The following is a 26,722-nucleotide window of genomic DNA, read 5'->3' as shown; positions in this document are numbered from 1 at the left end:
TCACAACGGGCGATCGGCGTCCGCCGGCGTGGTGCACGTCGGACACAACTTCATCCCTTGCCCTGACATCGAGGAGTCCCCATGCGTGATGCAGTGATCGTCGACGCGGTCCGCGCGCCCATCGGCCGCCGCCGCGGCGCCCTGTCCGGTATCCATCCCGCCGACCTGTCCGCCCACGTACTGGAGGCGCTCGTCGAGCGGACCGGCATCGATCCGGCCGTCGTCGACGACGTCGTCTGGGGATGTGTCAGCCAAGCCGCCGAGCAGGCGGGCAATGTCGCGCGGACGGCCGTGCTCGCCGCCGGCTGGCCCGAGAGCGTCCCCGGAACCACCGTGACGCGCGCCTGCGGGTCCAGCCAGCAGGCGGTCAGCATGGCGGCCGCGGCGGTGGTGTCCGGCCAGCAGGATGTCGTGATAGCCGGCGGGGTCGAGTCGATGAGTCGTGTCCCGATGGGCAGCGCCGCACCGAATGGCGAGCATCAGCCGCCCACGGTCCTCGACCGTTACGGCGTCGACAAGTTCAGCCAGGGGATCGGCGCCGAGATGGTCGCCGCGAAATGGGGATTGGACCGCACCCGCCTCGACGAGTACTCGCTGCGCTCGCACGAACTCGCTGCGCAGGCGGCCGACCGTGGTGCGTTCGACGCCCAGTTGGCGCCGATCCCGGGGGTGCTCGAGGGTGACGAGGGCATCCGCCGCGGTGGGACGCTCGAATCGCTCGCCAAGCTCAAGCCGGCCTTCAGCGAGGACGGCGTGATCCACGCCGGCAACTCCTCGCAGATCTCCGACGGGTCGGGTGCCCTGCTGATCATGTCCGGCGAGACCGCGAAGTCGCACGGTCTCACGCCGATCGCCCGCATCCACACCGCGGTCGTCGCAGCCGATGACCCGGTGATCATGCTGACCGGGCCGATCCCGGCCACGGCCAAGGCGCTCAAGCGATCCGGGCTGTCGATCGACGACATCGGGGCTTTCGAGATCAACGAGGCGTTCGCCCCGGTCCCGCTGGCCTGGCAGGCCGAGACCGGTGCCGACATCGAGCGTCTCAACCCGCTCGGCGGTGCGATCGCCGTCGGTCACCCGCTCGGCGGCTCGGGCGCCATCCTCATGACGCGGCTTGTCCATCACATGCGTGACAACGGAATCCGGTACGGACTGCAGTCGATGTGCGAAGCCGGTGGCATGGCCAACACCACCATCCTCGAACTGCTCTGACCGCGGGCTTCCGCTCCTCTGCTCCCTGAGGTGCGAGGAGCGCAAGCGACGAGCCACGAAGGGCCTGGTGAGGCAAGTTTCGAAGCCCTTCGTGGCTCGCTTCGCTCGCACCTCAGGGAGCAACGGGGGCTCGCTTCGCTCGCACCTCAGGGAGCCGGGCCGGGCTCGCGAGCTCGCTCATCTGGGAGCACGAAAATCTCATCGAAAGGTGCTGGATAACAATGAAACTCAATGGACTGTCGGTCGCGATCACTGGTGGCGCGTCCGGTCTCGGGCTCGCGACGGCCCGGCGCGTCATCGACGCCGGCGGCCTGGTCACCCTGATCGACCTGCCGACCTCGGACGGTCAGGCCGTGGCCGACGGACTCGGCGCCGCCGCGTCGTTCGCGGCCGCCGACATCACCGACCGCGAACAGTTCGCCGCCGCACTCGATGTCGCCGACGACCGAGGTGGCCTGCGCGGACTCGTGCACTGTGCCGGGGCGGGCCGGCGCATGCGCATCCTGGACAAGGAGGGCAGGGCGGGTTCGGTGGAGGACTTCGAGTTCGTCATCAAGCTCAACCTCGTGGGGTCGTTCCATGCGCTCTCGCTCGGCGCGGAACGTATTGCGCGACAGGAGCCCGTCGACGGGGAGCGGGGCGCCATCATCATGACCGCGTCGGTCGCGGCGTACGAGGGACAGATCGGCCAGATCAACTACTCGGCGTCGAAGGCGGGCATCGTCGGGATGACGCTGGTCGCCGCGCGGGACCTGGCCAGCAAGCTCATCCGCGTCAACACCATCGCGCCGGGCACGATGGACACGCCGTTGCTCGCCCGGTTGCGCGACGACGTGCGCGATGCGCTCGCCGCGAGCATTCCCAATCCGGCGCGGCTCGGTCGGCCGGAGGAGTTCGGTCAACTCGCCGCGTCGATCCTGGAGAACACCTATCTCAACGGCGAGACCATTCGACTCGACGGGGCGATCCGGATGGCACCGCGGTAACCCGAACCCCGGCACGTCCGTTCTGCGGCTTCCACAACGCCTTTCGAGAGGATTCATCGCGATGTCTGCCACGGCGCCCACCACTCTCAGCTATCCCGACGCCACGATGGCGGTGCTGCCCGCGAGTATGGCCGCCCTCTACGGCGAGCGCGCGGCCGTCGTCGACGGCGCGACGACGCTCACGTTCACCGAGCTCGACGTGCGCTCGGCCGCCGCGGCGTCGGCGTTGCGTGCGGCCGGAGTGAGCGATCGCGATGTGGTCCTGCTGTACCTGACCAACAGCGTCGAGTTCGTCGTCGCCTACTACGGATCACTGCGGGCCGGTGCGGCGGTGACCCTGGTCAATCCGTTGCAGCCCGTACCGGGTCTGCGACGTCAGATCGCGGAAACCGGTGCGGTCGTGGGTTTCACGCAGGTCGAGCAGTCCGCGCGTCTCCTGTCCGCCGCCGTCAGCACGGCGTTGACGACGGTGGTGACGGTGGACGGGACCGCGGATGCGCCGGAGAGCATCGACACCGTCCCCCTCGCGGAGTTCGTCGTCGGGCACGAGACGGCCCGGCCGGTCTCGACCACGAGCGACGATGTCGCGCACCTCGCCTTCACCGGCGGCACCACGGGTGTCTCGAAGGGCGTCCGGGTCCTGCACCGCAACGTGCTCGGCAACGTCACGCAGATGATCGCCTGGCGGGCAGGTCATTCCGTGGAGGTGGGAACCGACGGTCTTCTGACCCTCACTCCCCGGTCGTCGGAGAACCCGGGGGTGGTCCCCGGGCATGCGGCGACGGTCGTCGTGTCCCCGCTGTTCCACGCGCACGCCCTCATCAACATGTCGTTTCTCCTGCTGTGCGGTGCCACGCACGTCTTCGCCGGTCGTTTCGAGCCCGGGCGGATGCTGGCCCTCATCGAGGGGCATCGGGCGTCGTATGTGACCGGGAGTCCCGCGATGTGGCATGCGCTCGCCGTGCACCCCGACGTCTCCACACGGGACCTGACCTCGGTGCGGGTGGTCTCCTCCGGCGCGGCGCCGATCGATCACGTGACCCTGGAGCAGCTCGAGAAGGCGTTCCCGGCAGCGGCGATCGTGGAGGGATACGGCCTCACCGAGACGACGTGCCTGGTGTCCTCGGCGCCCCTGACGTCCGGGGGTCGATACCGGCTCGGGAGTGTGGGTCTGCCGACGTTCGACACCCAGATCGAGATCCGCGCCGTCGACGATCCGGCCGTCGTCCTCGCGCCGGGGGAGAAGGGACAGTTGTGGGTGCGCGGCCCGCAGGTCACCGACGGCTATCTCGATCACCCTGAGAAGACGGCCGAGCAGTTCGTCGACGGGTGGCTCGACACCGGTGACATCGCCTACCGCGACGCCGACGGGTACCTCTACATCTGCGACCGTGCGAAGGACATGCTGATCTACAAGGGCTACAACGTGTATCCGCGCGAGCTCGAGGAGATCCTGGTGACGCATCCGGACGTCGGTGCGGCAGCGGTCGTCGCCCGGGAGGCGGGTGCGGTGGGGCAGGAGCCGGTGGCCTTTCTCGTTGCCCGGGACGGTCACGTCATCGACGCCGATGCGGTGTCGGACTTCGTCGCCGCGCAGGTGTTGCCCTACAAGAAGATCCGGGACGTGTACGTGGTCGACGAGCTGCCCACCTCGGCGGCCGGCAAGGTCCAGAAGGTGGCGTTGCGGGAGCGCCTGGCGAACGCCTGACAGGGTCAGCGCCGGCGCCCGAGGCGCCGGCGCACGCGCGTGTGGTCAGCGCTGCGCGCGCTTGACCAGGTTGCGCCCGATGATGAGTCGCTGGATCTCGCTGGTGCCCTCGTACAGGCGCAGCAACCGCACCTCGCGGTAGATGCGTTCCACCGCGACATCGCGCATGTAACCGCTGCCGCCGTGGATCTGCACGGCGAGATCGGCGACCTTGCCGACCATCTCGGTGCAGAACAGCTTGGCAGCCGACGGGGCGATGCGGCGGTCGGTGTCGTCGACCCACGCCCGGGCGGCCTCGCGGACGAGCGCGCGTCCGGCCATCACCCCGGCCTGCTGGTCGGCGAGCATGGCCTGGACCAGTTGGAACTCGCCGATCGCGGTACCGCCCTGGGTGGCGGTCGCCGCCCAGGTGACCGACTCGTCGAGCGCACGCTGCGCGGTGCCCACCGAGAGAGCCGCGATGTGCACCCGGCCCCGGGCCAGGCTCATCATCGCGGCCTTGTAGCCCACGTCCTCGCTGCCGCCGACCAGTGCCGACGCCGGCACCCGCACGGCGTCGAAGTGCACGTCCGCGGTCCAGGCGCCCTCCTGGCCCATCTTGCGATCCTTGGCGCCGACGCTGAGGCCGGCGGCGTCGGCGGGGACGAGGAACACCGCGATGCCGGTGCCCGCCTCGTCGGCCGGGCGGGTACGTGCGAACACGACGAACAGATCGGCCAGCGGGGCGTTGGTGATGAACCGCTTCTCGCCCGTGATCACCCAGTCGTCACCGTCGCGGACGGCCTTCGTGCGCAGTCCGGCCGGATCGGACCCGGCCCCCGGTTCGGTCAGCGCGAACGAGGCGACCACCTCGCCGGACGCGATCTTCTCCAGCCACGCCGACTTCTGCTCATCGGTTCCGAAGTGGACGAGGACCTGGCCGGCGATGCCGTTGTTGGTGCCGAACATCGAGCGCAGCGCCAGGGAGGTGTACCCGAGCTCCATCGCGAGTTCGACGTCCTGGGTCAGATCGAGGCCGAGACCGCCCCACTCCTGCGGGATGGCGTAGCCGAAAAGGCCCATGCTCTTCGCCGTCTGGCGGATGTCGTCGGGGATGGCGTCGGTGTCGAGGATCTCCTGCTCCCGCGGGACCACCACCTCGCGGACGAACTCGCGCGTCGCGGCGAGGATGTCGGCGAAGTCCTCGTCGCCCACCTCGGAGGAGGTCGTCCGCGCTGAATGCATCACTCCGGTCATGCTGTCACTCTCGCGGCCGGCGGGCGAGGGGTCCAATACGAAACCGGGATCGCTGCGATAGCCGTTGCGTATGAGCGCGGAGGGGTCGATCGGGGCGGAACCTCGATAGATTTGTCCCCGCGGCACTCACCGCGGGCCCGGCGCTTCGCGACCGGTTGCCCGACGACCGTCACCCCGCCGCCCTCGAAAGGACTCCGATACATGTCATCGCACCCGCCCGCCGCCGCGTTGCTGGAGGGTCGTACCGCCGTCGTGACCGGCGGAGCCCAGGGCATCGGTTTCGAGATCGCCCGCTCGTTCGTCGACGCCGGCGCGCGAGTCGTGCTCGGTGACCTCAGCCTCGACGCCGCGCAGGCGGCCGCGGACGAACTCGGCGGCCGCGACGTGGCCCGCGCGGTGAGGTGCGACGTCGTCGACGCGGGCGAGGTCGACGCGCTGCTGGCGGCCGCGGTCGACGGGTTCGGGTCACTCGATGTGCTGGTGAACAACGCCGGGATCACCCGGGACGCGACGATGCGCACCATGACCGAAGACGATTTCGATCAGGTGATCTCGGTGCATCTCAAAGGCACCTGGAACGGCACACGCAAGGCGGCGGCGATCATGCGCGAGGCCAAGCGTGGTGCGATCGTGAACATCTCGTCGCTGTCGGGCAAGGTCGGCATGGTCGGGCAGACCAACTACTCGGCCGCCAAGGCGGGCATCGTCGGCCTCACCAAGGCCGCGGCCAAGGAGATGGCCCATCACGGCGTGCGGGTCAACGCGATCCAGCCCGGCCTCATCCGGTCGGCGATGACCGAGGCGATGCCGCAGAAGGCGTGGGACCAGAAGATGGCGGAGATCCCGATGCGGCGCGCCGGCGAGGTCGGTGAGGTCGCGAGCGTCGCGCTGTTCCTGGCGTGTGACATGTCGTCGTACATGACGGGCACCGTCCTCGAGGTGACCGGCGGCCGTTTCATGTGACCGCGCCGGTCCGCTTCACGCTTCCTCTGACACCGAAAGGTCACCTATGCGCGACGTCGTCATCTGCGAACCGGTCCGTACCCCGATCGGCCGTTACGGCGGAATGTTCAAGAATCTCACCGCCGTTGATCTCGGGGTCGCCGCGCTGACGGGGATGCTCGACCGGACCGGACTCGACCCGGAGAAGGTTGAGGACGTCATCCTCGGTCACTGCAACGGCAACAGCGAGGCGCCCGCCCTGGGACGAGTCATCGGACTCGATGCCGGGTTGCCGATCACAGTGGGCGGCATGCACATCGATCGTCGGTGCGGGTCGGGACTACAGGCCGTCATCCAGGCCGCCTACCAGGTGTCCTCGGGGGACAACGACGTCGTGGTCGCCGGCGGTGCCGAGTCGATGAGCAACGCGTCGTTCTACTCGGTGGACATGCGGTGGGGCGGGGCCCGCACCGGAATTGCCATGCACGACAGCCTCGTCCGGGCGCGCTCGACCGCCGGCGGCAAGAACTATCCGGTGCCCGGCGGCATGATCGAGACGGCCGAGAACCTGCGCAAGGAATACGAGATCTCCCGGGAGGAGCAGGACGCGCTGGCTGTGGCATCGCACGAACGAGCGGTCCGCGCCCAGAAGGATGGCGTACTGGCCGAGGAGATCATCCCGGTCACCGTGGCTTCGCGATCTGGTGATCAGGTCATCGACACCGACGAGCATCCACGCCCGGATGTCTCGGTCGAGTCGCTGTCGAAGTTGAAGCCGATCATGGGCAAGACGGATCCGGACGCGACGGTGACGGCGGGCAACGCCAGCGGTCAGAACGACGCCGCGTCGATGGCGCTCGTGACCACCCCCGAGGTCGCAGAGAAGCTGGGTCTACGCCCGCTGGTGAAGCTGGTGTCGTGGGGTCTGGCCGGTGTGCCGCCGCGCACCATGGGGATCGGGCCGGTCCCCGCGACCGAGAAGGCGCTTGCCAAGGCCGGTCTGACGCTCGCCGACATCGACGTGATCGAGCTCAACGAGGCGTTCGCCGCGCAGGCACTCGCCGTCACCCGCGAGTGGGGTTTCGGCCGGTTCGGTGCCGGCGGCGATTTCGACCGCACCAACGTCAACGGCTCGGGCATCTCGCTGGGCCACCCGGTCGGCGCCACCGGCGGACGCATGCTGGCCTCCCTGGCGCGTGAACTGCACCGGCGCGAGGCCCGCTACGGGCTGGAGACCATGTGCATCGGCGGTGGCCAGGGCCTCGCCGCGGTCTTCGAACGCGTCAGCTGACCCGAGACTCACCGGGCCCCACCTGATCCGCACCGGTGGGGCCCGGTGTTCCACCCGTCATCCCGCAGTTTCGCGCACGAGGTCGACGAAGGCCTGACCGACGGCCGACAGCGACGGCGGGTGGAATGCGATGGCAAAGGGTCGCACCACATTCGGTTCGATCTCACGGATCACGACCGGCTCGTCGGCCGACTCCGCCACCGATCGTTCGAGTAGAGTGCCGCCGATTCCGGACTCCACCATCGGGAGCCGTTCCTCGCGGATCTCCGACAGCACAGCCAGCGGCGGACGGACGCCCCCGACGCGGATCGCCTCCTCGAACTCGTCGGCCACCGAGTAGCCGCGTGGCACGAACACCATCGGGATCGCCGGCAGATTGTTCAGCGGGATCGGGCCCTCGGGTACGTCGGTGCCCGGCGGGTAGACGAGCACGTGTTCGTGTTCGCCTATCACGATCACCTCGAGGTCGTCGCCGGCGATGGGTAGGTGGGCGACGGCGAACTCGCAATGACCGTCCTCGATGGCCGACGCGGCCCTGGTCTCATCGCGTAACTCGCCGAGTCGCACCGAAACCCGCGGATAGGCGGCCCGGAACCGGGCGACCAGATCGACGACGGGCCCGACCGCGGTCGCGGCGAAGGCCAGGATCTCGAGGTGGCCGGTGAGTTCGTCCGCCGAGGCGGAGAGCAGATCGTCGACGGCGTCCATGTCGCGCACGATCTGTCGCGCGGGACCGACCATCGTGCGCCCGGCCGCCGACAGGACCATCCCGCGACCGATGCGGTGGAACAGCTGGACTCCGAGTTCGCGTTCGAGCGCCCGGAGTGCTTGGGACACTGTGGGTTGCGCGACACCGAGAGCCGACGCGGCCCCGCCGATGCCCTTGTTCTCGACCACCGCCAGGAAGTACTCGACCTGTCGCAATTCCATGGTGTGTCACCAATCCCGTGGTTCGGCGTGGTCCGGCGCGATCCCGCAGTGGACCTTCGCCGCGGAGATGAAGGCGAGGGCGGCCGGTGAGGGGAGCCCGGATCGCAGCACGAGACCCCACGGTCGGGTGAGTGGTGGGTCGAGCGCGAGTCGACGGAGTCCCGCAAGCTGCCGGTCGGCCACGGTGCGTGGGAGAATCGTTGCGCCCGTGCCTTTCTTGACCAGACTCCACACCGCGGACGGTAATTGGCAGTCGACCACCACGTTCTTGGCGTCGTCGTCGAGGAGTCCGCCGAGGAGTTCCGCGGTGATCGGGTCGCTGTGATCGACGACGAGTGGCAGCGAGCGCACCGCCGACTGCGGTATCGGTTCGGGCAGACCGTCGGCGAGCGTCGTCGGCGCCGCGACGATGAGTTCCTGCTCGGCCATCGGGATGGCGGTGAAGATCGCGTGCTCGGCGGCCGAGTCCATGATCCCGATCTCGGCGTCCCCGGATCGCAACGCCGACAACACCCCGGTGGGGCTGTCGGCGGAGACGACTCGAACCGACAAGCGCGGAAACCGTTCCCGGAACAAGCGGACGATGTTGACCACCGGGTCCACACTGAACGCCGCGTACGTCACGATGTCGACGCGACCGGCGCGCAACTCCCGAACCGCGTCGACCTTGGCCTTGGCGCGGTCGACGTCGGCCAGGATGCGCCGGGCGGCGACGTCGAGTTTGCGTCCGGCCTCGGTGAGTTCGAGGCGTCGACCGGTGCGGTCGAACAGGGTGACGCCGAGACGTCTCTCGAGCGTGCGGATCGCCTGGGACAGCGATGGCTGTGAGATGTAGAGCGACTGGGCGGCCTTCGTGATGCCGCCGTGGTCGACCACGGCGACGAAGTAGGTCACGAGGTGCAGGTCCACCCCGGTCACTCTAGTGACCCGAGTGTCAGGTCACTTGCCGGTCCAGCGCGGCGCGCGTTTCTCGGCGAAGGCGACCGCGCCTTCCTTGGCGTCGTCGGAGACGAACACCGGACCGAGGAAGTCCCACTGCTTCTTGATCAGTTCGGGATCGGTGTAGCGGATCGCCATGGAGGTGACCTGTTTGGTGGCGCGGACGGCAAGGGGGCCGTTGGCGGCGATGACGGCGGCCAGTTCGCGGGCCCCGGCGAGTGCCTCGCCGGGTTCGGTGATCCGGTTGACCAGGCCGAACTGGTGGGCGCGTGCCGCGGTGAGCGGGTCGCCGGTGAGCGCGAGTTCCATGGCGAGCTGGTAGGGGAGGATCTTCGGGAGGCGTAGGAGGCCACCGGCGGCGGCGGCGAGTCCGCGCTTGACCTCGGGGATGCCGAACTTGGAGTCGTTTGCTGCGACGACGAGGTCCGCCGACAACGCGAGTTCGCATCCGCCGGCCAGCGCCCAGCCCTCGACGGCGGCGATGAGGGGCTTGGTCGGTGGGGCCTCGGTGAGGCCCCCGAACCCGCGTCCGTCCAGCGCGACCTTCTCGCCGCGGGCGAAGGCCTTGAGGTCCATCCCGGCGCAGAACGTGCCACCGGCACCGGTGATGATGCCGATGGTGAGGTCGTCGCGCGACTCGAGCTCGTCGATCGCGGCGGCGATACCCTCCGACACCTCGAGATTCACGGCGTTCTTCGCCTCGGGGCGGTTGATCGTGATGACGGCGACGCCGTCGGCGAACTCGGTGAGCACGGCACTCATGGGGACTCCTGGAGTTGGTGGACGGGACGGGCGGTCAGGTGTTCTCGGATGTGGAGATCTGTTGCGGCTCAGCCGGTGTGGGCTCGCCGGCGGCAAACCAGCGGATCGGATCCGGGGTCGTCGGATCGGTCGCCGTCTCATCGGGAACGTGGGCGTCGAGGACGCCGCGCTCCTGCAGGACGACGAGATGAGCGTGGGTCTCCCGCAACGCGAGTCGGCTGAGGGTGAGGGACAGCTCCTCGAACGGACGCGACCACGTCACCGACCGAGTGATCTCCCAGGCCGTGCTCTCCGGATACCGGGTCACGGTCGAGGCGATCTCGTCGAGCCGCTCCTCGTGATGCGTGAGGAGACCGGTGACGCGGTCGCCGAGGCCTCGGAACCGGTACTCGTGGGACGGCAGCGCCTCGTGGTCGCGCATCTTCTCGGTATTGGCCAGCGAGATCAGGTAGTCGGCGAGAGGACTGTCGGTCTGCATGGGATTGGTCGAGATGTTCGGACTGATCCGCGGCAGCAGGTGGTCGCCGGTGAAGACGATGCCGGCGGTGTCGTCGGCGAAGCAGAGGTGCCCCGCGGTGTGGCCCGGGGTCCAGACGGCGCGGAGATCCCAGCCGGGGATGTCGAGCGGGGCGTCCCCGGTCAGCTCGCGGTCGACGGTCCGCCCGTCGGGCAGGCGGATGAAACCGACCAGCCCCTCGTCGGCGACCTCGGTCGGTGCGCCGAGAGCGCGGAGTTCGGATCGCGCCTGGCCGAGTTGGTTCTCCACCTCGGCATCGGAGTAGTGGCGCAGGTACCGGGAATCGTTGCGATGCATCCACAGCTCGGCGTCCACGTGCTCGAGTAGACGCGGCACGAGCCCGAAATGGTCGGGGTGCAGATGGGTCACGCCGACAGACCTGATGTCGGCGAGGTCGTGGCCGGTGGAGCGGATGCCTGCGACGAGGATGTCCCACGACTCGTCGGACGGCCAGCCGGCGTCGATCAGTGCGAGACCGCCGTCGGGCAATCCGAGGGCGTAGACCAGGACGTATCGCAACGGATTGGATCCCATGGGGACCGGGATCGACCACAGCTGCGGCCGGACCTCCTCGACCGGGGGCAACACCTTGTCGGCCCAGGCCTGCTTCTGCAGCGTGCCGGTGACCTCGATCGTGCCCATCCAGCCTCCCGCCGGGTCCGTCGCGTGGTGACACCGCTGATGATCGTTGCAGTGATCAACAGTCATCCGATCACGAGAGGCGATCGCGCTCAAGCTGTGGGCGGCTCAGACATCCTGAGGTAGGACCTATGGATCCAGGTCGGCGAGTCCGGCCGCGGCCCCGTCGCAGCTCGCCGCGACGTCGAGCACCAGTCGCCCGGCGAGTTCCGGCTGGATGAGCGGGAACAGATGGCTTGCCCCGGGGACGACGGTCAGCGACGCGTGCTGTGCTGCCTCGACGAAACGTTGTTCGTGGACCCGGAACTGGTCTTGGCTACCGTTGACGAACATCGTTCGGCCGGGGTAGCGCCGGACCTCGCCGAGCGCGTCGAACCGCTTGATCTCGGCGACGACGTCGGCGATCGACCCCAGTGCCAGTCCGCCGATCTCCATGTCGGCGGACACCCGACGTCCCACGGCGAGGCGGGTGGCCACCTGACTGATGATCGCCGCCTGACGCGGCAGGAACGCGGTGACCGCACCGAACGTCTCGAACGGCGCGGCCAGCAGCGGACTGGGCTGCGCGGTCGCGCACATCGGGACCAGGGCCGCGACGGCTTCCGGATGGCGTCCGGCGACCGCCATCGCCACATAACCGCCCATCGACATCCCGGCCACGACCGCCGGCCGGCCGAACCTGCTGATCTCGGCGAGCACGGCGTCCACCGCGCCGGACATCGTGAACGTCTCGTCGCGGCGCTGCCCGTGGCCAGGGAGGTCGGGGGTGGCGACCGCGCGCCTCGAGTCGGGACCGGCCACAGCCGCCGCGACCCGGTGCAGGGTCGCGCCGCTCACGCGCAAACCGTGGACGAGGACGACGGGCGTGGGTTCGACCACCGCCGCGTCGACGGGAACGGGTACGGGCTCGGCCATCGCACGCAGTATGCCGCCGAACGGTTCTCGACGCCGCCGGCGTCACCGACTGTTCGTCAGCGATCTGCTTCGACGTCGGTTTGTTCGGCACCGATCTGCCCCGGCGTTCCCGACGGTTCGCCCGGTGGGGGCACCGGTGACACGCGCCGACCGATGCCGATGCGGTCGAGGAACCCGGCGTCGTGGGAGACGACCAGCAGCGCACCGGTCCAGGCCTCGAGTGCGTCCACGAGTTGCGTGACGGTGTCGAGATCCAGGTTGTTCGTCGGCTCGTCGAGGATCAGCAGCTTCGGTGTCGGGTCACCGAGCAGTGCATCGGCCAGTGCGACGCGCAGCCGTTCGCCGCCAGACAGTTCGACGAGTGCGCGATCGGCGCGCGCACCCCGGAACAGGAACCGCGCGAGATGCGCCCGCACCTCCTGCGTCGAGATGTCCGGGTGGGTCCGCGCGAGGTGCTCCGCGATCGAGACGGTCGGGTCGGGGAAGGTGATCTGCTGAGGTACGAAGGCGAACGGTACGACGACGGATTCGGAGGCGATCAACTCCGCGATCAGCGTCGATTTCCCGGAACCGTTGGGCCCCACCAGAGCCACCCGCTCGGGTCCGTCCATGCGCAGGCGGTCATCGACGACGATCTGGGCGCGCTGGGCCACTTCCGGCGTCGGCACGACGATCCGTGCGGTGCGGTCGGTGCGGATGTCCTCGCGGGCCTCGTCGAGACGCGTTGCCGCAGAGGCTACGTCGTCACGATGGGCGTTACGCAGTTTGCCCGCCGACACCTGCGCCTCGCTCCGGCGGTTGTGTGCCACGATCTTCGGCACCCGCTTCTCCCGCTCGGCTGTCGCGCCCGTCCGGGCCCGCCGATCGAGTTTGATCAGCGCCTCGGTCATCTCGCGGCGCTGTTTGCGCAGATCGCCGGCGGCGGTGGCCACCGCTGCCTCGGCGGCGTCTTGTTCGGCGTCGATGATCTCGCGGTACCGGGAGTAGGGCCCGCCGAACAGCCGCACTCGACCTCGGTACAGCTCGACCGTCGTATCGACACGTTCGAGGAGCTCGAGGTCGTGACTGACCACGACCACCGTGCCCGGAAACGACTCGATGGCGTCGAAGAGCCGGGCGCGGGAGTCGGTGTCCAGGTTGTTGGTCGGTTCGTCGAGGAGCAGGATCGCCGGGTCAGCGATGAGTGCGGCGACGATCGCCAGCAGGGTCGCCTCCCCGCCGGACATGGCGCCGACCGTGCGGTCGAGGTCGGGCGGCAGTCCCATCTGCTCGAGGAGTCCGATGGCGCGCTCCTCGACGCCCCAGTCGTCCCCGACTGCGTCGAAGTCCTGCGGATCTACCGAACCGCTCTCGATTCGTCTTATCGCACAACGAATCTCGTCGATGCCGAGGGCGTGCGCCACGGTCGACGACGGATCGGACTGCGGGTCCTGCACGACCACAGCGACATCGGTCGTCGACGAATCACCTGCGATCGTGATGCTGCCCGACGCCGGGCGTGATCGACCGGCGATCAGGCCGAGGAGGGTGGACTTGCCCGCACCGTTCGCGCCGATGAGGGAGTAGGTCTCGGCGCCCAGGGCGAGGTCCAGGTGATCGAAGACGACTGTCCCGTCGGGCCAGGCGAACGAGACATCGGACAGCACGATGGAAGATGGCATGAGCGCTCCTGAAGTGGGTCGGGTACACCGACAGGGCGTCGGTGGGGTCCGTCGGCGGTGCCGACGGCCGGGGCCACTTCAGTTCTTCATCGCGTGGATCACTCCTGGAGGGTCTGGGGGCAAGTGGTGACCACCGTAGCGGACGCGCTCGGAGTTGCAAACGGATTATCCGCCGACGAGTCGGATCCGGGCTCACCGCTACGGTTGGGGTATGTCATTTCTCCGCACCTCGGTGTCCAACGGCGTCGGCGAGATCGTCCTGGACCGGCCCAAGGCTCTCAATGCGTTGGACCAGAGCATGATCGACGACATGTACGTCACGCTCGGCGAATGGGGTGACGACGACGCGATCGACACCGTCCTGGTCACCTCGGCGAGCGACCGGGCGTTCTGCGCCGGAGGCGACATCCGTGCGATCCGCGAGCACGCCATCGACGGCGACCACGCCTCGATCAGCCGCTACTTCGCCGGCGAGTACCGGCTCGATCAGCTCGTCGCCGACTACCCGAAGCCCTACATCAGCCTGATCGACGGGGCGGCCATGGGCGGGGGTCTCGGGATCAGCGTGCACGGCGAGATCAGGGTCGTCACCGAGAAGGCGATGATCGCCATGCCCGAGACCGCGATCGGGTTCTTCCCCGACATCGGTTCGACCTACTTCCTGCCGCGGCTCCCGGAGGGCGTGGGCATGTGGCTCGGACTCACCGGCGCCCGGATCCGCGGTGTGGACGCGGTCGCCGTCGGACTGGCAACGCATTTCGTGTCCTCCGCCGACCTGCCGGCGGTCGCCGACAGCATCCGTTCCGGTGCCCCGCTGGCCGACGCGCTGGCCACGTCGGGGACCGAGGACACCAGCGACGTGCCGTTGCGCAAGATCGGCGAGTACTTCGCCGACGACAACGTCAACGCCATCCTCGGCGGCCTGCGCGGCGCGGTCGGCGACGACTGGGCCCAGGAGATGGTCGGTCTGCTCGAGGGTGCCTCACCCACCAGTCTGTGGGTCACCGCGGCGATGATCAGCGCCGGGGCGAGGTCGGGGATAGACGAGTGCTTCGACCGGGAACTGCATGCCGCAGAGGAGATCACGAAGACCCACGACTTCCGCGAGGGGGTGCGGGCCGTGCTCGTCGACAAGGATCGCAATCCCGAATTCGATCCGGCGCGCATCGACGACGTCGATCCCGCCGTCGTGGCCCGGATCGTCGGTGCCACCGCTGGTTGAGGTGCCGCCCCGCTGGTTGAGTCGCCTCCCCGCTGGTTGAGCCGCCTCCCCGCTGGTTGAGCTTGTCGAAGCCACTGGTCGGGTTTGCGAGGTCGGTTGCCGAGGTGGCCTCGACGGACGCGGCGTCCTCGCTACGCTCGGTCGACGCTGCTCGACCAGCGGGGGGTGGCGTCCTTACCACGCTCGGTCGACGCTGCTCGACCGGCAGATCTCAGGGCGTGAGCTGAAACCACCCCGACAACGACACGCTGGCGGTCGAGTTGCCCTCGGACTCCGGCTGTTTCGTCGCCGACGACTCGTCGAGGTCGTAGCGGACGTCGTCGTCGGGCGCGAGCGGGTTGGCCTCGACCCGTGTCGCCGTCGGGCAGGTGAACGAGCCGGCCGCGAGTGAGCTCGACATGCCGCTCACGCTGAGCTGGCACGCGGACGAGTGGTGGTAGTCGCCGTTGATCGAGACCCCGATCTGGGCGTTGATCGGTCGTGTCAACGGCCCGACGGTCGGACGCGTCGCGCCCACCGGTGGCAACAGGCCGCCGGTCAGTTCGCTGATCAGGAACTCGATCTGCGCGCCGCCGGTGCCGGCGTCCTTGAACACGAAGAGCAGCGAGTCCGGCGGCACGTCGGGCCGCGCCGGGCCCCACCGGTCGAACTCATAGCAGTTGGGCTCGTCGGCGGGGGTGGCGCCCACCGCGGGTCCGCGCCGGGAGTCCGCCGGCGTGTCCGCGACCGCGATTCTGATGTTGCCGTGACGGAACTCGAAGTTCTGGCCACTGCGGTCGACGTTGCCCTGCGGTGGTTTCTCGGTGCAGAGCGTCGAGTCGACCGGGCGTGCGGTCGGCACCGGCGTCGAGGTGGTGGGCGTGGACTGGTGCGGGGCGTCGGAGCCACAGGCGGTGACGAGCGACGCCACCGCCGCGCACATCAGCACGGCGGCGCGCACCGGCCGGCGCCGTGTGCTCGTCGACCGGTCAGTCCGCTGCCGCGACAAGGGGTTCGAGAGTGAGGTCGGGGTGTTCCTTCTCGATGTACTGCAGGCGCCACTTGTCGCTGAAGAGCGCGAGAACGGCGCCGTCGGTGCGGGTGAAGACCTCGACGCCGCGTTGCCGATTCAGTTCGGGCGCGCTGTCGGCATCCGTGCGACGGGCGAGGGTGTAACCGAGCGGCTCGATGATGGTGTCGACGTTGTACTCGGCCTTCATCCGCGCGGTCACGACCTCGAACTGCATCGGGCCGACGGCGGCGAGCACCGGCGACGCATCACCGCGGGTGTCGTTGCGCAGGACCTGGACCACGCCTTCGCTCTCGAGCTGGTCCATGCCCTTGCGGAACTGCTTGTACTTGTCTGCGGTGGTGGCACGCAGGGTCGAGAAGTGTTCGGGCGCAAAGGACGGGATCGGCGGGAACTGCACCTTGGGGCCGTCGTAGAGAGTGTCGCCGGGAGCGAGCGCGGTCGCGTTCACCAGCCCGACCACGTCACCGGGGTAGGCGGTGTCGACCGTCGAGCGGTCGCGGCCGAAGACGGCCTGGGCATACTTGGTGGCGAACGGCTTTCCGGTCTGCGCATGGGTCACGACCATGCCGCGTTCGAACTCGCCGGACACGATCCGCATGTACGCCAGGCGATCCCGGTGGCTGGAGTCCATCCCGGCCTGCACCTTGAAGACCACCGCGCTGAACGGGTCGGTCACCGGCCGTGGATTGCCCTCGACGTCGGCCCGCGGCCCGGGCGGGGGAGCGAGCTCCACGAGGACCTCGAGGAGTTGCCGCACACCGAAGTTCAGCATCGCGGACGCGAAGATCATCGGCGAGGTCTGCCCGGCGAGGAACAATTCCTGATCGTGGTCCTGGCCCATCTCGGTGAGCAGTTCGCTCTCCTCGAGTGCCGAGGTCCACTCGTCGCCCTCGCGAGCCAGCGCGTCGTCGGCGGACATGATCTCCTCGGGCGCGATCTTCGCGCCGCCCGCGGTACGGGTGAAGTGCACGTACTCGCCGGTGCGCCGGTCGAGGAGACCACGGAAGTCGCCGGCGATGCCGACCGGGAAGAACAGCGGGGTCGGGGTGAGGCCGATGCGCTCGGTGATCTCGTCGATCAGTTCGAGGGGGCTCTGACCCGGCCGGTCCCACTTGTTGATCACCGTGATGACCGGGATGCCCCGGTGGCGGCACACCTGAAAGAGTTTGAGGGTCTGCGGCTCGAGTCCCTTGGCGGCGTCGATGAGCATCACCGCGGCGTCGACCGCGGTCAGCACGCGGTAGGTGTCCTCGGAGAAGTCGGCGTGACCCGGGGTGTCGACGAGGTTGATGACGCTCGGGATCTCGGGGTCGGCCTGGGCTGCGGCCGAGTAGTTGAACTGCAGCGCCGTCGAACTGACGGAGATGCCGCGCGCCTTCTCCATCTCCATCCAGTCGGAGACGGTCGACTTACGTCCGGCCTTGCCGTGGACGGCGCCGGCCTCGCTGATCATCCGCGCGTGCAGCGCCAACGCCTCGGTCATCGTCGACTTGCCGGCATCGGGGTGGGAGATGATGGCGAAGGTACGACGACGCGTCACTTCGCGACTGATCACCTCGGAACTCACGAGGTTCCAGGCTACCGGGCGTGCAGGGGGCGGCCAAACTCGCTCGCGGCGGAGTGCCGGGGCAGGTTGTGCCGGTATGCGGCACCTTGTGCCCCCCGCCCAAAAACTGGGAACCCGTCACCGTTGCTGTGCGTCTGATGGTCGTGCAGCTTCCACCGGGCCTTCGGCGCCGCGTTCTCGCCCGTGACGGGGTACTGACCATGGCGGATGCGCTCGAATTCGGCCTCACGCGGTCCGCGGTCCGGCGTCGAGTCGATTGCGGAGACTGGATGCCGCACACGCGCGGGGTGTATTCGCTCGCCGATCATCCGACGACGCCGGCCACCCGTGCGCGACTGGCAGTCGCGAGCGTGGGCCGAGGTGCGGCGCTGTCCGGATCGGGAGCGGCGTGGTGGCACGGGCTCCTCGACGAGCCGCCGAAGAAGTTCACGGTCACCGCACCGCGATCGCGGCATGGCACTCCGGTCGAGGGCGTTCGGGTCCGGCGCCGCTGCCTCGCGGACGCGGAGGTGGTGACCCGCAAGGACTTGCTCGTGACAGCCTTGCCGCTGTCCGTGCTGGAAGCCGCACTCGAGCGCGACAGTGGAGTCCTCGACAACGCGCTGCTCGTTCGCAAGGTCTCGCTGCGCCAGCTGCGCGTCGCCGCTGATCGTCGACGTGGCAAGGAGGATGGACCCGCGATCGCGGCCCTCGTCGACGGCGTCGAATCCGGCGCGCGCTCGGTGGCGGAGCGGCTGGCTGTCGACGTGTTGAGCGCCGGAGGTGTGAGCGGTTGGTCGTGCGGTCACCCGGCCGGCGGGTACTTCATCGACCTCGCGTTCCCGGATCGGCTGTTGGCGGTGGAGATCGACGGGATGGCGTTCCACCGCGACGCGGAGACGTTCCAGCGAGACCGCCGACGCCGAAACGACCTCATCGCTTTGGGTTGGACCGTCCTCAACTTCACGTGGAGTGATCTGCGGGAGCGGCCCGACGACGTCGTGGCACGTGTCCGCCAGGCGCTCGGCTTGCAGCACGACCGGCCGGCATGACAAATCCGGGGGCATCATGAGCCGCTGAGCGGATCAGATTGCCCCCGGACTCGATACGGCGCCCTACTCGAACGGAACCGGCGGCATGGTGACGACCTGCGCGGCGTAGGAGAGTCCGGCGCCGAAGCCGAGGAGTAGTGCGGTCTGGCCAGGCTGTGCCTTGCCGGTGGACAGCAGGTCTTCCATGGCGAGCGGGATCGAGGCGGCGCTGGTGTTGCCGGTGTACTCGATGTCCTTGGCGACGACCGCGTCGTCGCGGAGTTTGAGGTTTTTGGCGAGGAGTTCGTTGATACGGGCGTTCGCCTGGTGCGGCACGAAGACGTCGAGGTCCTCGGAACCGAGCTTCGCGGCCTCGAGGGCGCGGTGGGCGACCTTGCCCATCTCGAAGGCGGCCCAGCGGAACACCGCGGTGCCCTCCATGCGCAGGTAGGGGCGCTGGGTGCGGTCGCTGTCGAGGAAGGTGACCCAGTCGAAGTCCTGGCGGATCGCGTTGAACTGGGAGCCGTCCGAGCCCCAGATCACCGGGCCGAGCTGTTGCTGTTCGGTGGGTCCGACGACGACTGCGCCGGCCCCGTCGCCGAAGATGAAACAGTTGGTGCGGTCGGTCATGTCCATGGTCACCGAGAGCTGCTCGGCGCCGATGACCAGCACGTGGGTGGCGCTGCCGCCGCGGATCATGTCGGACGCGAGTGCCATGCCGTAGCCGAAGCCGGCGCAGCCGACGGTGACGTCGAAGGCGGGCACGCCGTTGCAGCCGAGTTCGGTCGCGACCTTGGTGGCGCCGGCCGGGGTCAGCAGCAGGTGGGTGTTGGTGGCGAGGATGACGGCGTCGATGTCCGAGCCCTGGAGCAGCGCATTGGCGATCGCCTTGCGGCCGGCGTTGACCGACATCTCCATGACGCTCTCGTCGCGACGCGCGAACCGGCGCGTCTTGATTCCCGTACGGGTGTAGATCCACTCGTCGGAGGAGTCGATGTGCTGGCAGATCTCCTCGTTGGTGACGACGCGTTCGGGGCGGTACGCGCCGATGCCGAGCATGCCGATGTTGTTGATGCCAGTGGTGTCTGCGATGACCGCCATGGTGAACCCTTCCCAAAACGTGCCCGGCGAATATGTGACCCGACATACGACGGTACTCACACCGCCTCTTACTGGGAAGTAGCGGGACCCCGCCCGCAATCGTTACGGAGTCGCGGAACGCGGACCGAAGTCGTCCTCGATGAGGGGAATGCTGGTCCGCAGGTCGATCGAACACCGCCGGGGCGTCGGAAAGCGGCCCGCGGTCACGACGATCAGCACACGATGACGTGCGCGCAGCGCCGAACGCACGAGTCAGTACACCATTCGACGACATCGAGAAGGGGAGTCCGCATGATCCACGCACGCGGGTTGGTCCAGGTGTTCAGCACCGGGAAGGGAAAGAAGAAGCGCGAGGTGAGGGCCGTCGACGGCGTCGACCTCGACATCGCCGAGGGGGAGGTGGTCGGGTTCCTCGGGCCCAACGGCGCGGGCAAGACCACCACGCTGCGCATGCTGACGACCCTCCTGCGGCCGACGGCGGGAACCGCGACCGTCAACGGTTACGACGTCGTGGCCGACCCGGTCTCGGTCCGCCGCAGCATCGGTTACGTCTCGCAGGCCGGCGGCACCTTCAGCCAGGCGCAGGCGGGCGACGAGATCGTCGATCACGGCATGCTCTACGGGCTGTCCCGGGCCGAGGCGACCCGCCGCGGCCACGCCCTGTTCTCCCAGCTCCAACTCGACGGCCTGTGGGAACGCCAGCCCAAGAACATGTCCGGCGGGCAGAAACGCCGACTCGACATCGTGATGGGATTGGTCCACGAACCGTCCCTGGTCTTTCTCGACGAGCCGACCACCGGCCTCGACCCGCAGGCGAGGGCCAATCTCTGGGACCACATCCGGCGGTTGCGCACCGAACGCGGCGCGACGGTCTTCTTGACGACGCACTACCTCGACGAGGCCGACGAACTGTCCGATCGGATCATCATCATCGACAACGGCCGGATCGTCGCCGCGGACACCGCCGACAACCTCAAGGCGCAGGTGTCCGGCGACCTGGTGGCACTCGAGGTCGCCGACTCCGCGGCCGTGTCCACCGCCGCGGAGAAACTGGCCTCGGTCACCGGTGGCCGCGCGGACGGCCGGATCGAGATCGACGGCCGGCACGTCCGGAGCCGGGTGCCGCGGGCGGGCCGGGCCGTCCCCGGACTGCTGCGTGACCTCGACGCCGCGGGCATCACCCTCGACTCCATCGAGGTCATCCGCCCGACCCTCGACGACGTCTTCCTCACCCTCACCGGTCGGTCGCTGCGTGACGCCGAGACCGAGCGGGGCAACGAGATCCATTCGGAAACAACCGATTCGACGAACGCCGACGCCCAGTCGGCCGAACTCCGTCAGCAGGGAGCCAACCGATGACCACGTTCCTCCGCGAGAGCACCATCGTGTTCCGCCGACAGATCCGCATGAACCTGCGCAACCCGGCCTGGGTCCTCATCGGGGTGATGCAACCGGTCCTCTACCTCGTCCTCTTCGGGCCGCTGCTGAAGCCCCTCGTCGCGCAGTTCCCGGGCGGCGCCGACAATCCGTACACGTTCCTGGTCCCCGGTCTGCTCGTGCAGCTCGGTCTGTTCGGCGCGTTGTTCGCCGGATTCAGCCTGATCGGGGAATGGCGCGAGGGTGTGATCGAGGCCGAACGGGTGACCCCGGCCAGCCGCACCGCCCTGCTCACCGGTCGACTCATGCGCGACATGCTGCAACTTCTCGTGCAGGCGCTGATCCTGGTGGTGCTGGGCTATCTGATGGGCATGCGGGGTTCGGTGATCGGCGTGATCCTCGGCATCATCATCACGATGCTGATCGGTGGCGCGTGCGCCGCGGCGTCGAACGCCCTGGCGCTGACCACGAAGAGTGAAGATGTGATGGCGCCGCTCATCAACATGGTCATGATGCCGGTCCTGTTGCTGTCGGGCATCCTGCTCCCGATGACCCTCGGGCCGTCGTGGCTGCAGAGTCTCAGCGACTTCATGCCGTTCCGGTGGATCGTCGACGCGGTGCGCGACACCTTCTCCGGCGACCTCGCCAGTGCTCAGGTCCTCTGGGGCGTCCTCGCGTCGCTCATCCTGGCCGGACTCGGAACCCTGTGGGGCACTTCGGTGTTCCGCAAGGAGAATGCCTGAGGCGTGAGCCGCGAGCTCGCTCCTCAGTATCTGCGCCCGTGTTCTGCGCGAGCCCAATGACTGCTCCCTGAGGAGGCCGGAGCTTGCGAGCCCGACCCCTGCTCCCTGAGGAGCGAGCTTGCGAGCGTCACGAAGGGTCCTGGCGAGATGCGTCGCCAGACCCTTCGTGACGCGCCCTCCGCAAGCTCCGGGCGCTCCTCAGGGAGCGGGGGTTGGCCGCGGCCTCCGCAAGCTCCGGGCGCTCCTCAGGGATCGGGGGTCGCAGCTCGCTTCTCAGGGAGCGGGGGTCAGTCGAAACTGGTGATCGCGGGGCCGGGGGAAGGGTGACGACCGCACCCGCGTAGCTCAGGCCGGCGCCGAAGCCGAGGAGCAGCGCGGTCTGTCCGCCCCTCGCCTTGCCGGTGGCGAGCATCTCCTCCATGGCGAGCGGGATGGAGGCCGCCGAGGTGTTCCCGGTGTTCTCGATGTCGTTCGCCATCGGCAGGTCGTCGGGGAAGCCGAGGTTCTTCTTCATCAGGTCGTTGATGCGGGCGTTGGCCTGGTGGGGCACGAAGACTTCGATGTCCTCCACGCCGACGCCCGAGGTCTCCAGCACGGTGGCGAGGGCCCGGGGCAGGGTGACGGCCGCCCAGCGAAACACCTTGGGTCCCGCCATCGTCACCACCATGCGACCGACCGGGTCGGTCTCGGGGTCTTTGTCCTGGTAGGCCTGCGCGCGGTCCATGTACTCGGGGATGTCCCAGTTCTGGCCGATCGCCTCGGCGTTCTCGCCGTCGCTGCCCCAGACGGTCGGGGAGATGCCGTTCTCCTCGCTCGGACCGACGACGACCGCACCGGCGCCGTCGCCGAAGATGAATGCGGTGTTGCGGTCGGTGGGGTCCATGACCACCGACATGGTCTCGACACCGACGAGCAGGACATACTCAGCGCTGCCGGCACGGACGGTGTCGGCAGCGACCCCGAGGCCGTACCCGAAGCCGCCGCACCCCGCAGCGACGTCGTAGGCGGGGATGCCGTTCAGCCCGATGTCGGAGGCGACGATCGGCCCGCCGTGGGGGATCTTGGTCTTCCAGCTGTTGGTGGCGAGGATCAGCGCACCGATCTTCTCCTTCGCCACCCCGGAGTTCGCGATCGCCCGCTCGGCGGCTGCGGCGGCCATCGATCGGGCCGACTCGTCGCCGCTGATCCAGCGGCGGTTGCGGATGCCGCTCCGCTCGAAGATCCACTCGTCGGAGGAATCGAGGACCTGGCAGACCTCGTCGTTGCTGACCAGGCGTCGCGGACGGTAGGCGCCGATGCCGAGCATCGAGACGTTCTGGTGTCCGGTCTTCACCGAGAGGTTGACCACTGTTGCCGATCCCTTCATTGCCCGCCGCAGCGATTCTACGGCCGCGCGGCCGCCGAATTCGGTGTCCTCACCAGGCGTGCACGGTGTTCTGCGCGGACTCCAGATCCTGTCCGAGCAATAGTTCGACGGCGTCGCAACCGTTGGCGATGAGGAGTTCGACCTCGCTGCGAGCGGAGGACGGAAACGGTTTCAACACGAAATCGGCTGGGTCCTGCCGGCCGGGTGGCCGGCCGATGCCGATGCGCACGCGCAAATAGTCGCGCGTACCGAGTGCCTGACTGAGCGACCGCAGCCCGTTGTGGCCGCCCTCGCCGCCGCCCCGTTTGAGACGGACGGCGCCGAAGTCGATGTCGAGTTCGTCGTGGACGACGATCAGGTCGTCAGTCGTGACCGAGTAGAACTTGGCGAGCGGGCCGATCTGACGGCCGGACTCGTTCATGTAGGTGCGGGGTTTGGCCACGAGTACCGACTGGCCGCCGAGGCGTACCTCGGCGACCTCGGCACCGGACTTCTTGTGCACCTTCCAGCGCTCGCCGGCCGAGGCGACGAGGCCGTCGGCGACCATCGCGCCGACGTTGTGCCTCGTCTTCTCGTACTTGGACCCGGGGTTGCCGAGTCCGACAATGAGTTTCACCACTTACGCAGTTTCACCACCCGAACCGGGCAGTCGGTGGTCGGATTACTCCGACTCCGCAGCGGCTTCCTCGGTCGCCTCGCCCTCGGCGTCGCCCTCGGCTGCGGCGTCTGCCGAGCCGTCGGCGTCGGACTCGGTGGCGGCGAGCTGCGCCTCGGTGACCGACACGATGAGGGTCTCGGGATCGGCGGTGAGGGTCACACCCTCGGGCAGGTCCAGATCAGAGGCGTGCACGGACAGGCCGATCTCGGCGCCCTCCACGCTGACGACGATCTGCTCGGGGATCGACAGGGCGTCGGCCTCGACCTCGACGACGCTGGCGTCCTGGACGACGAGGGTGCCCGGGGCGGCGTCGCCCTCGACGATGATCGCGATCTCGACGGTGACCTTCTCGCCACGACGGACGATCAGCAGATCGGCGTGCTCGATGTAGTTGCGGATCGGGTGGACGTCGACCTGCTTGGTGAGCGCGAGCTGGCTGGAGCCCTCGATGTCGAGGTCGATGACGGCGTTGAGGCCGCTGTTACGCAGGATGGCGGCGAACTCGCGGGCCGGGAGGTGCAGGTGCTGGGGGTCGGCGCCGTGGCCGTACAGCACGGCGGGGACCTTGCCCTCGCGACGCGCGCGGCGGGCTGCGCCCTTGCCCTTCTCGGTACGGGTGCTGACGGACAGCTTGCTGGTCTGGGTGGCCATGACGGTCTCCTCGCGATCGGTGGGTACGTTCTGTCGGCGTCGCGACGAGCAACACCGGGCACGAGTTCCGACCGCGGGCGTTCCATTCGCCCGGAGGGCGTGAGGAAGACCTGCGATGGCCGCGCCGATCACGGTGACTGGGTCACCCTCGCCGAGACAACGGCGATCAGAGTAGTCGATGACCTGCCGGGATGTCACATCGCCCGCTCGGTTCGCCGCGCTGGGGGATACTGGTCTGCCATGACCTCACAGACGCCGATCGAGATCGTGACGACCCTGCTGGACGAGTTCGCGCGGGGCGACGTGCCCGCCGCGCTGGAGACAATCGACGACGACATCGCCTACACGAACGTCTCGCTGCCGACGATCCGCGGCAAGCGGAAGGTGGCCGGTGTCCTGGGCGGGGTCACGCGCAAGGAGTCGGTGGGCTTCAACTACCAGATGATCAACGTGTCCGCCGACGACACCGGCGTGGTGCTGACCGAGCGCGTCGACGAACTCCGGTTCGGGCGGCTGCATCTCCAGTTCTGGGTCTGCGGCCGGTTCGAGGTACGGGAGGGTCGGATCACGGTGTGGCGCGACTACTTCGACTACTTCGACATGACCAAGGCGCTCGCGCGGGGCGTCGTGGCACTGGCCGTGCCGTCGGTGCAGCGGCCGCTGCCCGCGCCGGCCGTGCCGGCCTGACCTGAGCGCTGCCGCGCCCCTGAGTCAGAGGATCTCGTCGAGTTTCTCGATCGGCCGGGGGATGCGAGTGCCCTTGTCGGTCACCACGATCGGACGTTCGACGAGGATCGGGTGCTCGACCATGGCATCGAGGATCTGCTCGTCGGTGGCCGATGCGAGATCGAGCTCCTTGTAGAGGGCCTCGCGTTTGCGGACCGCCTGTGTGGGTGTGATCCCGGCGTCGGCGAACAGCTCGACGAGGTGTTCGCGGCTGTACGGCTCGTCGAGATACTTCACGACTGCCGGCTCGATCCCGGCGTCGCGCAGGGCCTGCAACGCCTTCCGCGAGGTCGAGCACTTCGGGTTGTGATAGATCGTCGCGTCCACGGGTGACACGGTACTCGGTGGGGCGCAATCTGCTCCCTGAGGAGGGCGAATCCCTGTGTTCCTTTGAGGAGCGTCAATCCCTCTGCTCCCTGAGGTGCGAGGAGCGCAAGCGACGAGCCTCGAAGGGCTGGCAACATCATCTCGCCAGGACCCTTCGTGACGGCCTCCGCAAGCTCCGGCCTCCTCAGGGAGCAGTGGTTGGGCTCGCACCTCAGGGAGCGGGGGGTCAGGCGATGCCGTCGAAAAGACTTGTGACAGAACCGTTCTCGAAGACCTCGCGGATCGTCTGGGCGAGCAGCGGTGCGATGGAGAGGACGGTGAGGTTCTCGAAGCGCTTCTCGGCCGGGATCGGCAGGGTGTCGGTGGCGATGACCTCCTTGGCGCCGCAGGACGCGAGACGCTCGGCCGCGGGGTCGGAGAACACGCCGTGGGTGGTGGCGATGATGACGTCACCCGCGCCGGCGTCCTTGAGGACCCGCACGGCGCCGGCGATGGTGCCGCCGGTGTCGATCATGTCGTCGATGAGGATGCAGGTGCGTCCCTCGACCTCGCCCACCACGCGATTGGACTTGACCTGGTTGGGCACGAGCGGGTCACGCGTCTTGTGGATGAACGCCAGCGGCGCGCCACCGAGGGTGTCGGCCCACTTCTCGGCTACACGTACGCGACCGGAGTCGGGGGAGACCACGGCGATGTTGTCGGTGCCGTACTTGCCCCGGATGTACTCGGCGAGCTGTCCCTGAGCGTGCATGTGATCGACAGGGCCGTCGAAGAAGCCCTGGATCTGGTCGGTGTGCAGGTCGACGGTGATGATCCGGTCGGCGCCCGCGGTCTTGAGCAGATCGGCGATGAGGCGGGCCGAGATCGGCTCACGTCCGCGGTGCTTCTTGTCCTGGCGGGCGTAGGGGTAGAACGGCAGGATCACGCTGATGCGCTTCGCCGAGCCGCGCTTGAGGGCGTCGATCATGATGAGCGCCTCCATGACCCACTGGTTCAGCGGGTACGGGCAGCTCTGCAGGACGAAGGCGTCCGATCCGCGGACCGAGTCCTCGAAACGAACGAACAGTTCGCCGTTGGCGAAGTCGCGGGCGGTCTGCGGGGTGACCTTGATGCCCAGTTCATCGGCGACTGCTTCGGCGAGTTCGGGATGGGCACGACCAGAGAACAGCATCAGGTTCTTCTGGTTGTCAGTGGTCCAGGTCATGAAAACTCTTCTGTTCG

The 26,722-nt window shown here is 68.5% G+C and carries 25 protein-coding genes; 10 read left to right on the top strand and 15 right to left on the bottom strand.

Annotated elements, in window-relative coordinates:
- Nucleotides 1-81: 81 nt before the first annotated feature.
- The 3 genes from B1818_RS05865 to B1818_RS05855 all read left to right on the top strand — a co-directional run bounded on the left by B1818_RS05865 (nt 82) and on the right by B1818_RS05855 (nt 3,909).
- The gene (locus B1818_RS05865; RefSeq protein ID WP_058251438.1) at nt 82-1,215 is read left to right on the top strand and encodes a thiolase family protein; all 1,134 of its coding nucleotides are present in this window, start codon (nt 82-84) and stop codon (nt 1,213-1,215) included.
- Nucleotides 1,216-1,436: 221 nt separating this feature from the next.
- Nucleotides 1,437-2,201, top strand: a complete 765-nt coding sequence (locus B1818_RS05860; RefSeq protein ID WP_065630897.1) for an SDR family NAD(P)-dependent oxidoreductase — start codon at nt 1,437-1,439, stop codon at nt 2,199-2,201.
- Nucleotides 2,202-2,262: 61 nt separating this feature from the next.
- Entirely contained in the window at nt 2,263-3,909 is a 1,647-nt protein-coding gene (locus tag B1818_RS05855) for a class I adenylate-forming enzyme family protein (RefSeq protein ID WP_078112147.1), read from the top strand.
- Nucleotides 3,910-3,954: 45 nt separating this feature from the next.
- On the opposite strand, the gene B1818_RS05850 is transcribed toward B1818_RS05855, so the two are convergent.
- Entirely contained in the window at nt 3,955-5,145 is a 1,191-nt protein-coding gene (locus B1818_RS05850) for an acyl-CoA dehydrogenase family protein (RefSeq protein ID WP_065630933.1), read from the bottom strand.
- A 201-nt stretch (nt 5,146-5,346) separates the two neighbouring features.
- On the opposite strand from B1818_RS05850, the gene fabG reads away from it, so the two are divergent.
- Both fabG and B1818_RS05840 read left to right on the top strand, forming a co-directional pair.
- Nucleotides 5,347-6,108: a 3-oxoacyl-ACP reductase FabG gene (fabG, locus tag B1818_RS05845; protein WP_078112146.1), complete on the top strand. Its 762-nt coding sequence runs from the start codon at nt 5,347-5,349 to the stop codon at nt 6,106-6,108.
- A 46-nt stretch (nt 6,109-6,154) separates the two neighbouring features.
- Nucleotides 6,155-7,378, top strand: a complete 1,224-nt coding sequence (locus B1818_RS05840; protein WP_078112145.1) for an acetyl-CoA C-acetyltransferase — start codon at nt 6,155-6,157, stop codon at nt 7,376-7,378.
- Between the two features lie 57 nt (nt 7,379-7,435).
- Here the strand turns inward: B1818_RS05840 and B1818_RS05835 are convergent, their stop codons facing one another.
- The 6 genes from B1818_RS05835 to B1818_RS05810 all read right to left on the bottom strand — a co-directional run bounded on the left by B1818_RS05835 (nt 7,436) and on the right by B1818_RS05810 (nt 13,741).
- Nucleotides 7,436-8,308, bottom strand: a complete 873-nt coding sequence (locus B1818_RS05835; protein ID WP_058250859.1) for a LysR family transcriptional regulator — start codon at nt 8,306-8,308, stop codon at nt 7,436-7,438.
- 6 nt (nt 8,309-8,314) lie between these two features.
- Nucleotides 8,315-9,217, bottom strand: a complete 903-nt coding sequence (locus tag B1818_RS05830; protein ID WP_078112215.1) for a LysR family transcriptional regulator — start codon at nt 9,215-9,217, stop codon at nt 8,315-8,317.
- 30 nt (nt 9,218-9,247) lie between these two features.
- Nucleotides 9,248-10,009, bottom strand: a complete 762-nt coding sequence (locus B1818_RS05825) for a crotonase/enoyl-CoA hydratase family protein (RefSeq protein WP_065630901.1) — start codon at nt 10,007-10,009, stop codon at nt 9,248-9,250.
- A gap of 34 nt (nt 10,010-10,043) precedes the next feature.
- Nucleotides 10,044-11,168 carry an MBL fold metallo-hydrolase gene (locus B1818_RS05820; RefSeq protein WP_078112144.1) on the bottom strand — a complete coding sequence of 375 codons (1,125 nt, stop codon included), beginning with the start codon at nt 11,166-11,168 and terminating at the stop codon, nt 10,044-10,046.
- A 126-nt stretch (nt 11,169-11,294) separates the two neighbouring features.
- Entirely contained in the window at nt 11,295-12,080 is a 786-nt protein-coding gene (locus B1818_RS05815; RefSeq protein ID WP_078112143.1) for an alpha/beta fold hydrolase, read from the bottom strand.
- Between the two features lie 56 nt (nt 12,081-12,136).
- The gene (locus tag B1818_RS05810) at nt 12,137-13,741 is read right to left on the bottom strand and encodes an ABC-F family ATP-binding cassette domain-containing protein (protein WP_254859579.1); all 1,605 of its coding nucleotides are present in this window, start codon (nt 13,739-13,741) and stop codon (nt 12,137-12,139) included.
- A gap of 211 nt (nt 13,742-13,952) precedes the next feature.
- Between B1818_RS05810 and B1818_RS05805 the strand changes: the two genes are divergently transcribed.
- Nucleotides 13,953-14,963, top strand: coding sequence for an enoyl-CoA hydratase/isomerase family protein (locus B1818_RS05805; RefSeq protein WP_078112142.1), 1,011 nt, complete (start codon nt 13,953-13,955; stop codon nt 14,961-14,963).
- A 211-nt stretch (nt 14,964-15,174) separates the two neighbouring features.
- Here B1818_RS05805 and B1818_RS05800 read toward each other — a convergent pair whose 3' ends face one another.
- Together B1818_RS05800 and B1818_RS05795 are read right to left on the bottom strand one after the other, a co-directional pair.
- A complete protein-coding gene (locus B1818_RS05800) occupies nt 15,175-15,903 on the bottom strand; it encodes a hypothetical protein (RefSeq protein WP_254859577.1) in 729 nt (242 codons plus the stop codon).
- 28 nt (nt 15,904-15,931) lie between these two features.
- Nucleotides 15,932-17,542: a peptide chain release factor 3 gene (locus tag B1818_RS05795; protein ID WP_058250853.1), complete on the bottom strand. Its 1,611-nt coding sequence runs from the start codon at nt 17,540-17,542 to the stop codon at nt 15,932-15,934.
- Between the two features lie 143 nt (nt 17,543-17,685).
- Between B1818_RS05795 and B1818_RS05790 the strand changes: the two genes are divergently transcribed.
- Nucleotides 17,686-18,573 carry a DUF559 domain-containing protein gene (locus tag B1818_RS05790; protein WP_058250904.1) on the top strand — a complete coding sequence of 296 codons (888 nt, stop codon included), beginning with the start codon at nt 17,686-17,688 and terminating at the stop codon, nt 18,571-18,573.
- A 63-nt stretch (nt 18,574-18,636) separates the two neighbouring features.
- Here the strand turns inward: B1818_RS05790 and B1818_RS05785 are convergent, their stop codons facing one another.
- A complete protein-coding gene (locus B1818_RS05785) occupies nt 18,637-19,653 on the bottom strand; it encodes a beta-ketoacyl-ACP synthase III (protein ID WP_004022635.1) in 1,017 nt (338 codons plus the stop codon).
- A 291-nt stretch (nt 19,654-19,944) separates the two neighbouring features.
- Between B1818_RS05785 and B1818_RS05780 the strand changes: the two genes are divergently transcribed.
- Together B1818_RS05780 and B1818_RS05775 are read left to right on the top strand one after the other, a co-directional pair.
- Nucleotides 19,945-21,012 (top strand): ATP-binding cassette domain-containing protein, encoded by a 1,068-nt coding sequence (locus B1818_RS05780; RefSeq protein ID WP_058250852.1) that lies wholly within the window; start codon nt 19,945-19,947, stop codon nt 21,010-21,012.
- A complete protein-coding gene (locus B1818_RS05775; RefSeq protein ID WP_058250851.1) occupies nt 21,009-21,773 on the top strand; it encodes an ABC transporter permease in 765 nt (254 codons plus the stop codon). Before B1818_RS05780 ends, B1818_RS05775 begins: the two co-directional genes overlap by 4 nt.
- Nucleotides 21,774-21,900: 127 nt before the next feature.
- On the opposite strand, the gene B1818_RS05770 is transcribed toward B1818_RS05775, so the two are convergent.
- Genes B1818_RS05770 through B1818_RS05760 form a run of 3 tightly spaced genes read right to left on the bottom strand, consistent with a single transcriptional unit; the run spans nt 21,901 to nt 24,448 of the window.
- Nucleotides 21,901-23,139, bottom strand: a complete 1,239-nt coding sequence (locus tag B1818_RS05770; RefSeq protein ID WP_254859575.1) for a beta-ketoacyl-ACP synthase 3 — start codon at nt 23,137-23,139, stop codon at nt 21,901-21,903.
- Nucleotides 23,140-23,188: 49 nt separating this feature from the next.
- A complete protein-coding gene (gene pth / locus B1818_RS05765; protein WP_058250849.1) occupies nt 23,189-23,755 on the bottom strand; it encodes an aminoacyl-tRNA hydrolase in 567 nt (188 codons plus the stop codon).
- A 45-nt stretch (nt 23,756-23,800) separates the two neighbouring features.
- Nucleotides 23,801-24,448 carry a 50S ribosomal protein L25/general stress protein Ctc gene (locus tag B1818_RS05760; protein ID WP_078112141.1) on the bottom strand — a complete coding sequence of 216 codons (648 nt, stop codon included), beginning with the start codon at nt 24,446-24,448 and terminating at the stop codon, nt 23,801-23,803.
- Nucleotides 24,449-24,688: 240 nt separating this feature from the next.
- Between B1818_RS05760 and B1818_RS05755 the strand changes: the two genes are divergently transcribed.
- A complete protein-coding gene (locus tag B1818_RS05755; protein WP_058250847.1) occupies nt 24,689-25,135 on the top strand; it encodes a limonene-1,2-epoxide hydrolase family protein in 447 nt (148 codons plus the stop codon).
- Between the two features lie 24 nt (nt 25,136-25,159).
- Here B1818_RS05755 and arsC read toward each other — a convergent pair whose 3' ends face one another.
- Both arsC and B1818_RS05745 read right to left on the bottom strand, forming a co-directional pair.
- Complete coding sequence (gene arsC / locus B1818_RS05750) at nt 25,160-25,501, bottom strand: arsenate reductase (glutaredoxin) (RefSeq protein ID WP_078112140.1); 342 nt, start codon at nt 25,499-25,501, stop codon at nt 25,160-25,162.
- A gap of 226 nt (nt 25,502-25,727) precedes the next feature.
- Complete coding sequence (locus B1818_RS05745) at nt 25,728-26,705, bottom strand: ribose-phosphate diphosphokinase (protein WP_004022643.1); 978 nt, start codon at nt 26,703-26,705, stop codon at nt 25,728-25,730.
- Nucleotides 26,706-26,722: the final 17 nt, after the last annotated feature.

It is taken from the genome of Gordonia sp. IITR100, assembly GCF_002009645.1.
Classification (GTDB): domain Bacteria; phylum Actinomycetota; class Actinomycetes; order Mycobacteriales; family Mycobacteriaceae; genus Gordonia; species Gordonia hongkongensis.
This window is presented reverse-complemented; position numbering and strand designations above follow the sequence as displayed.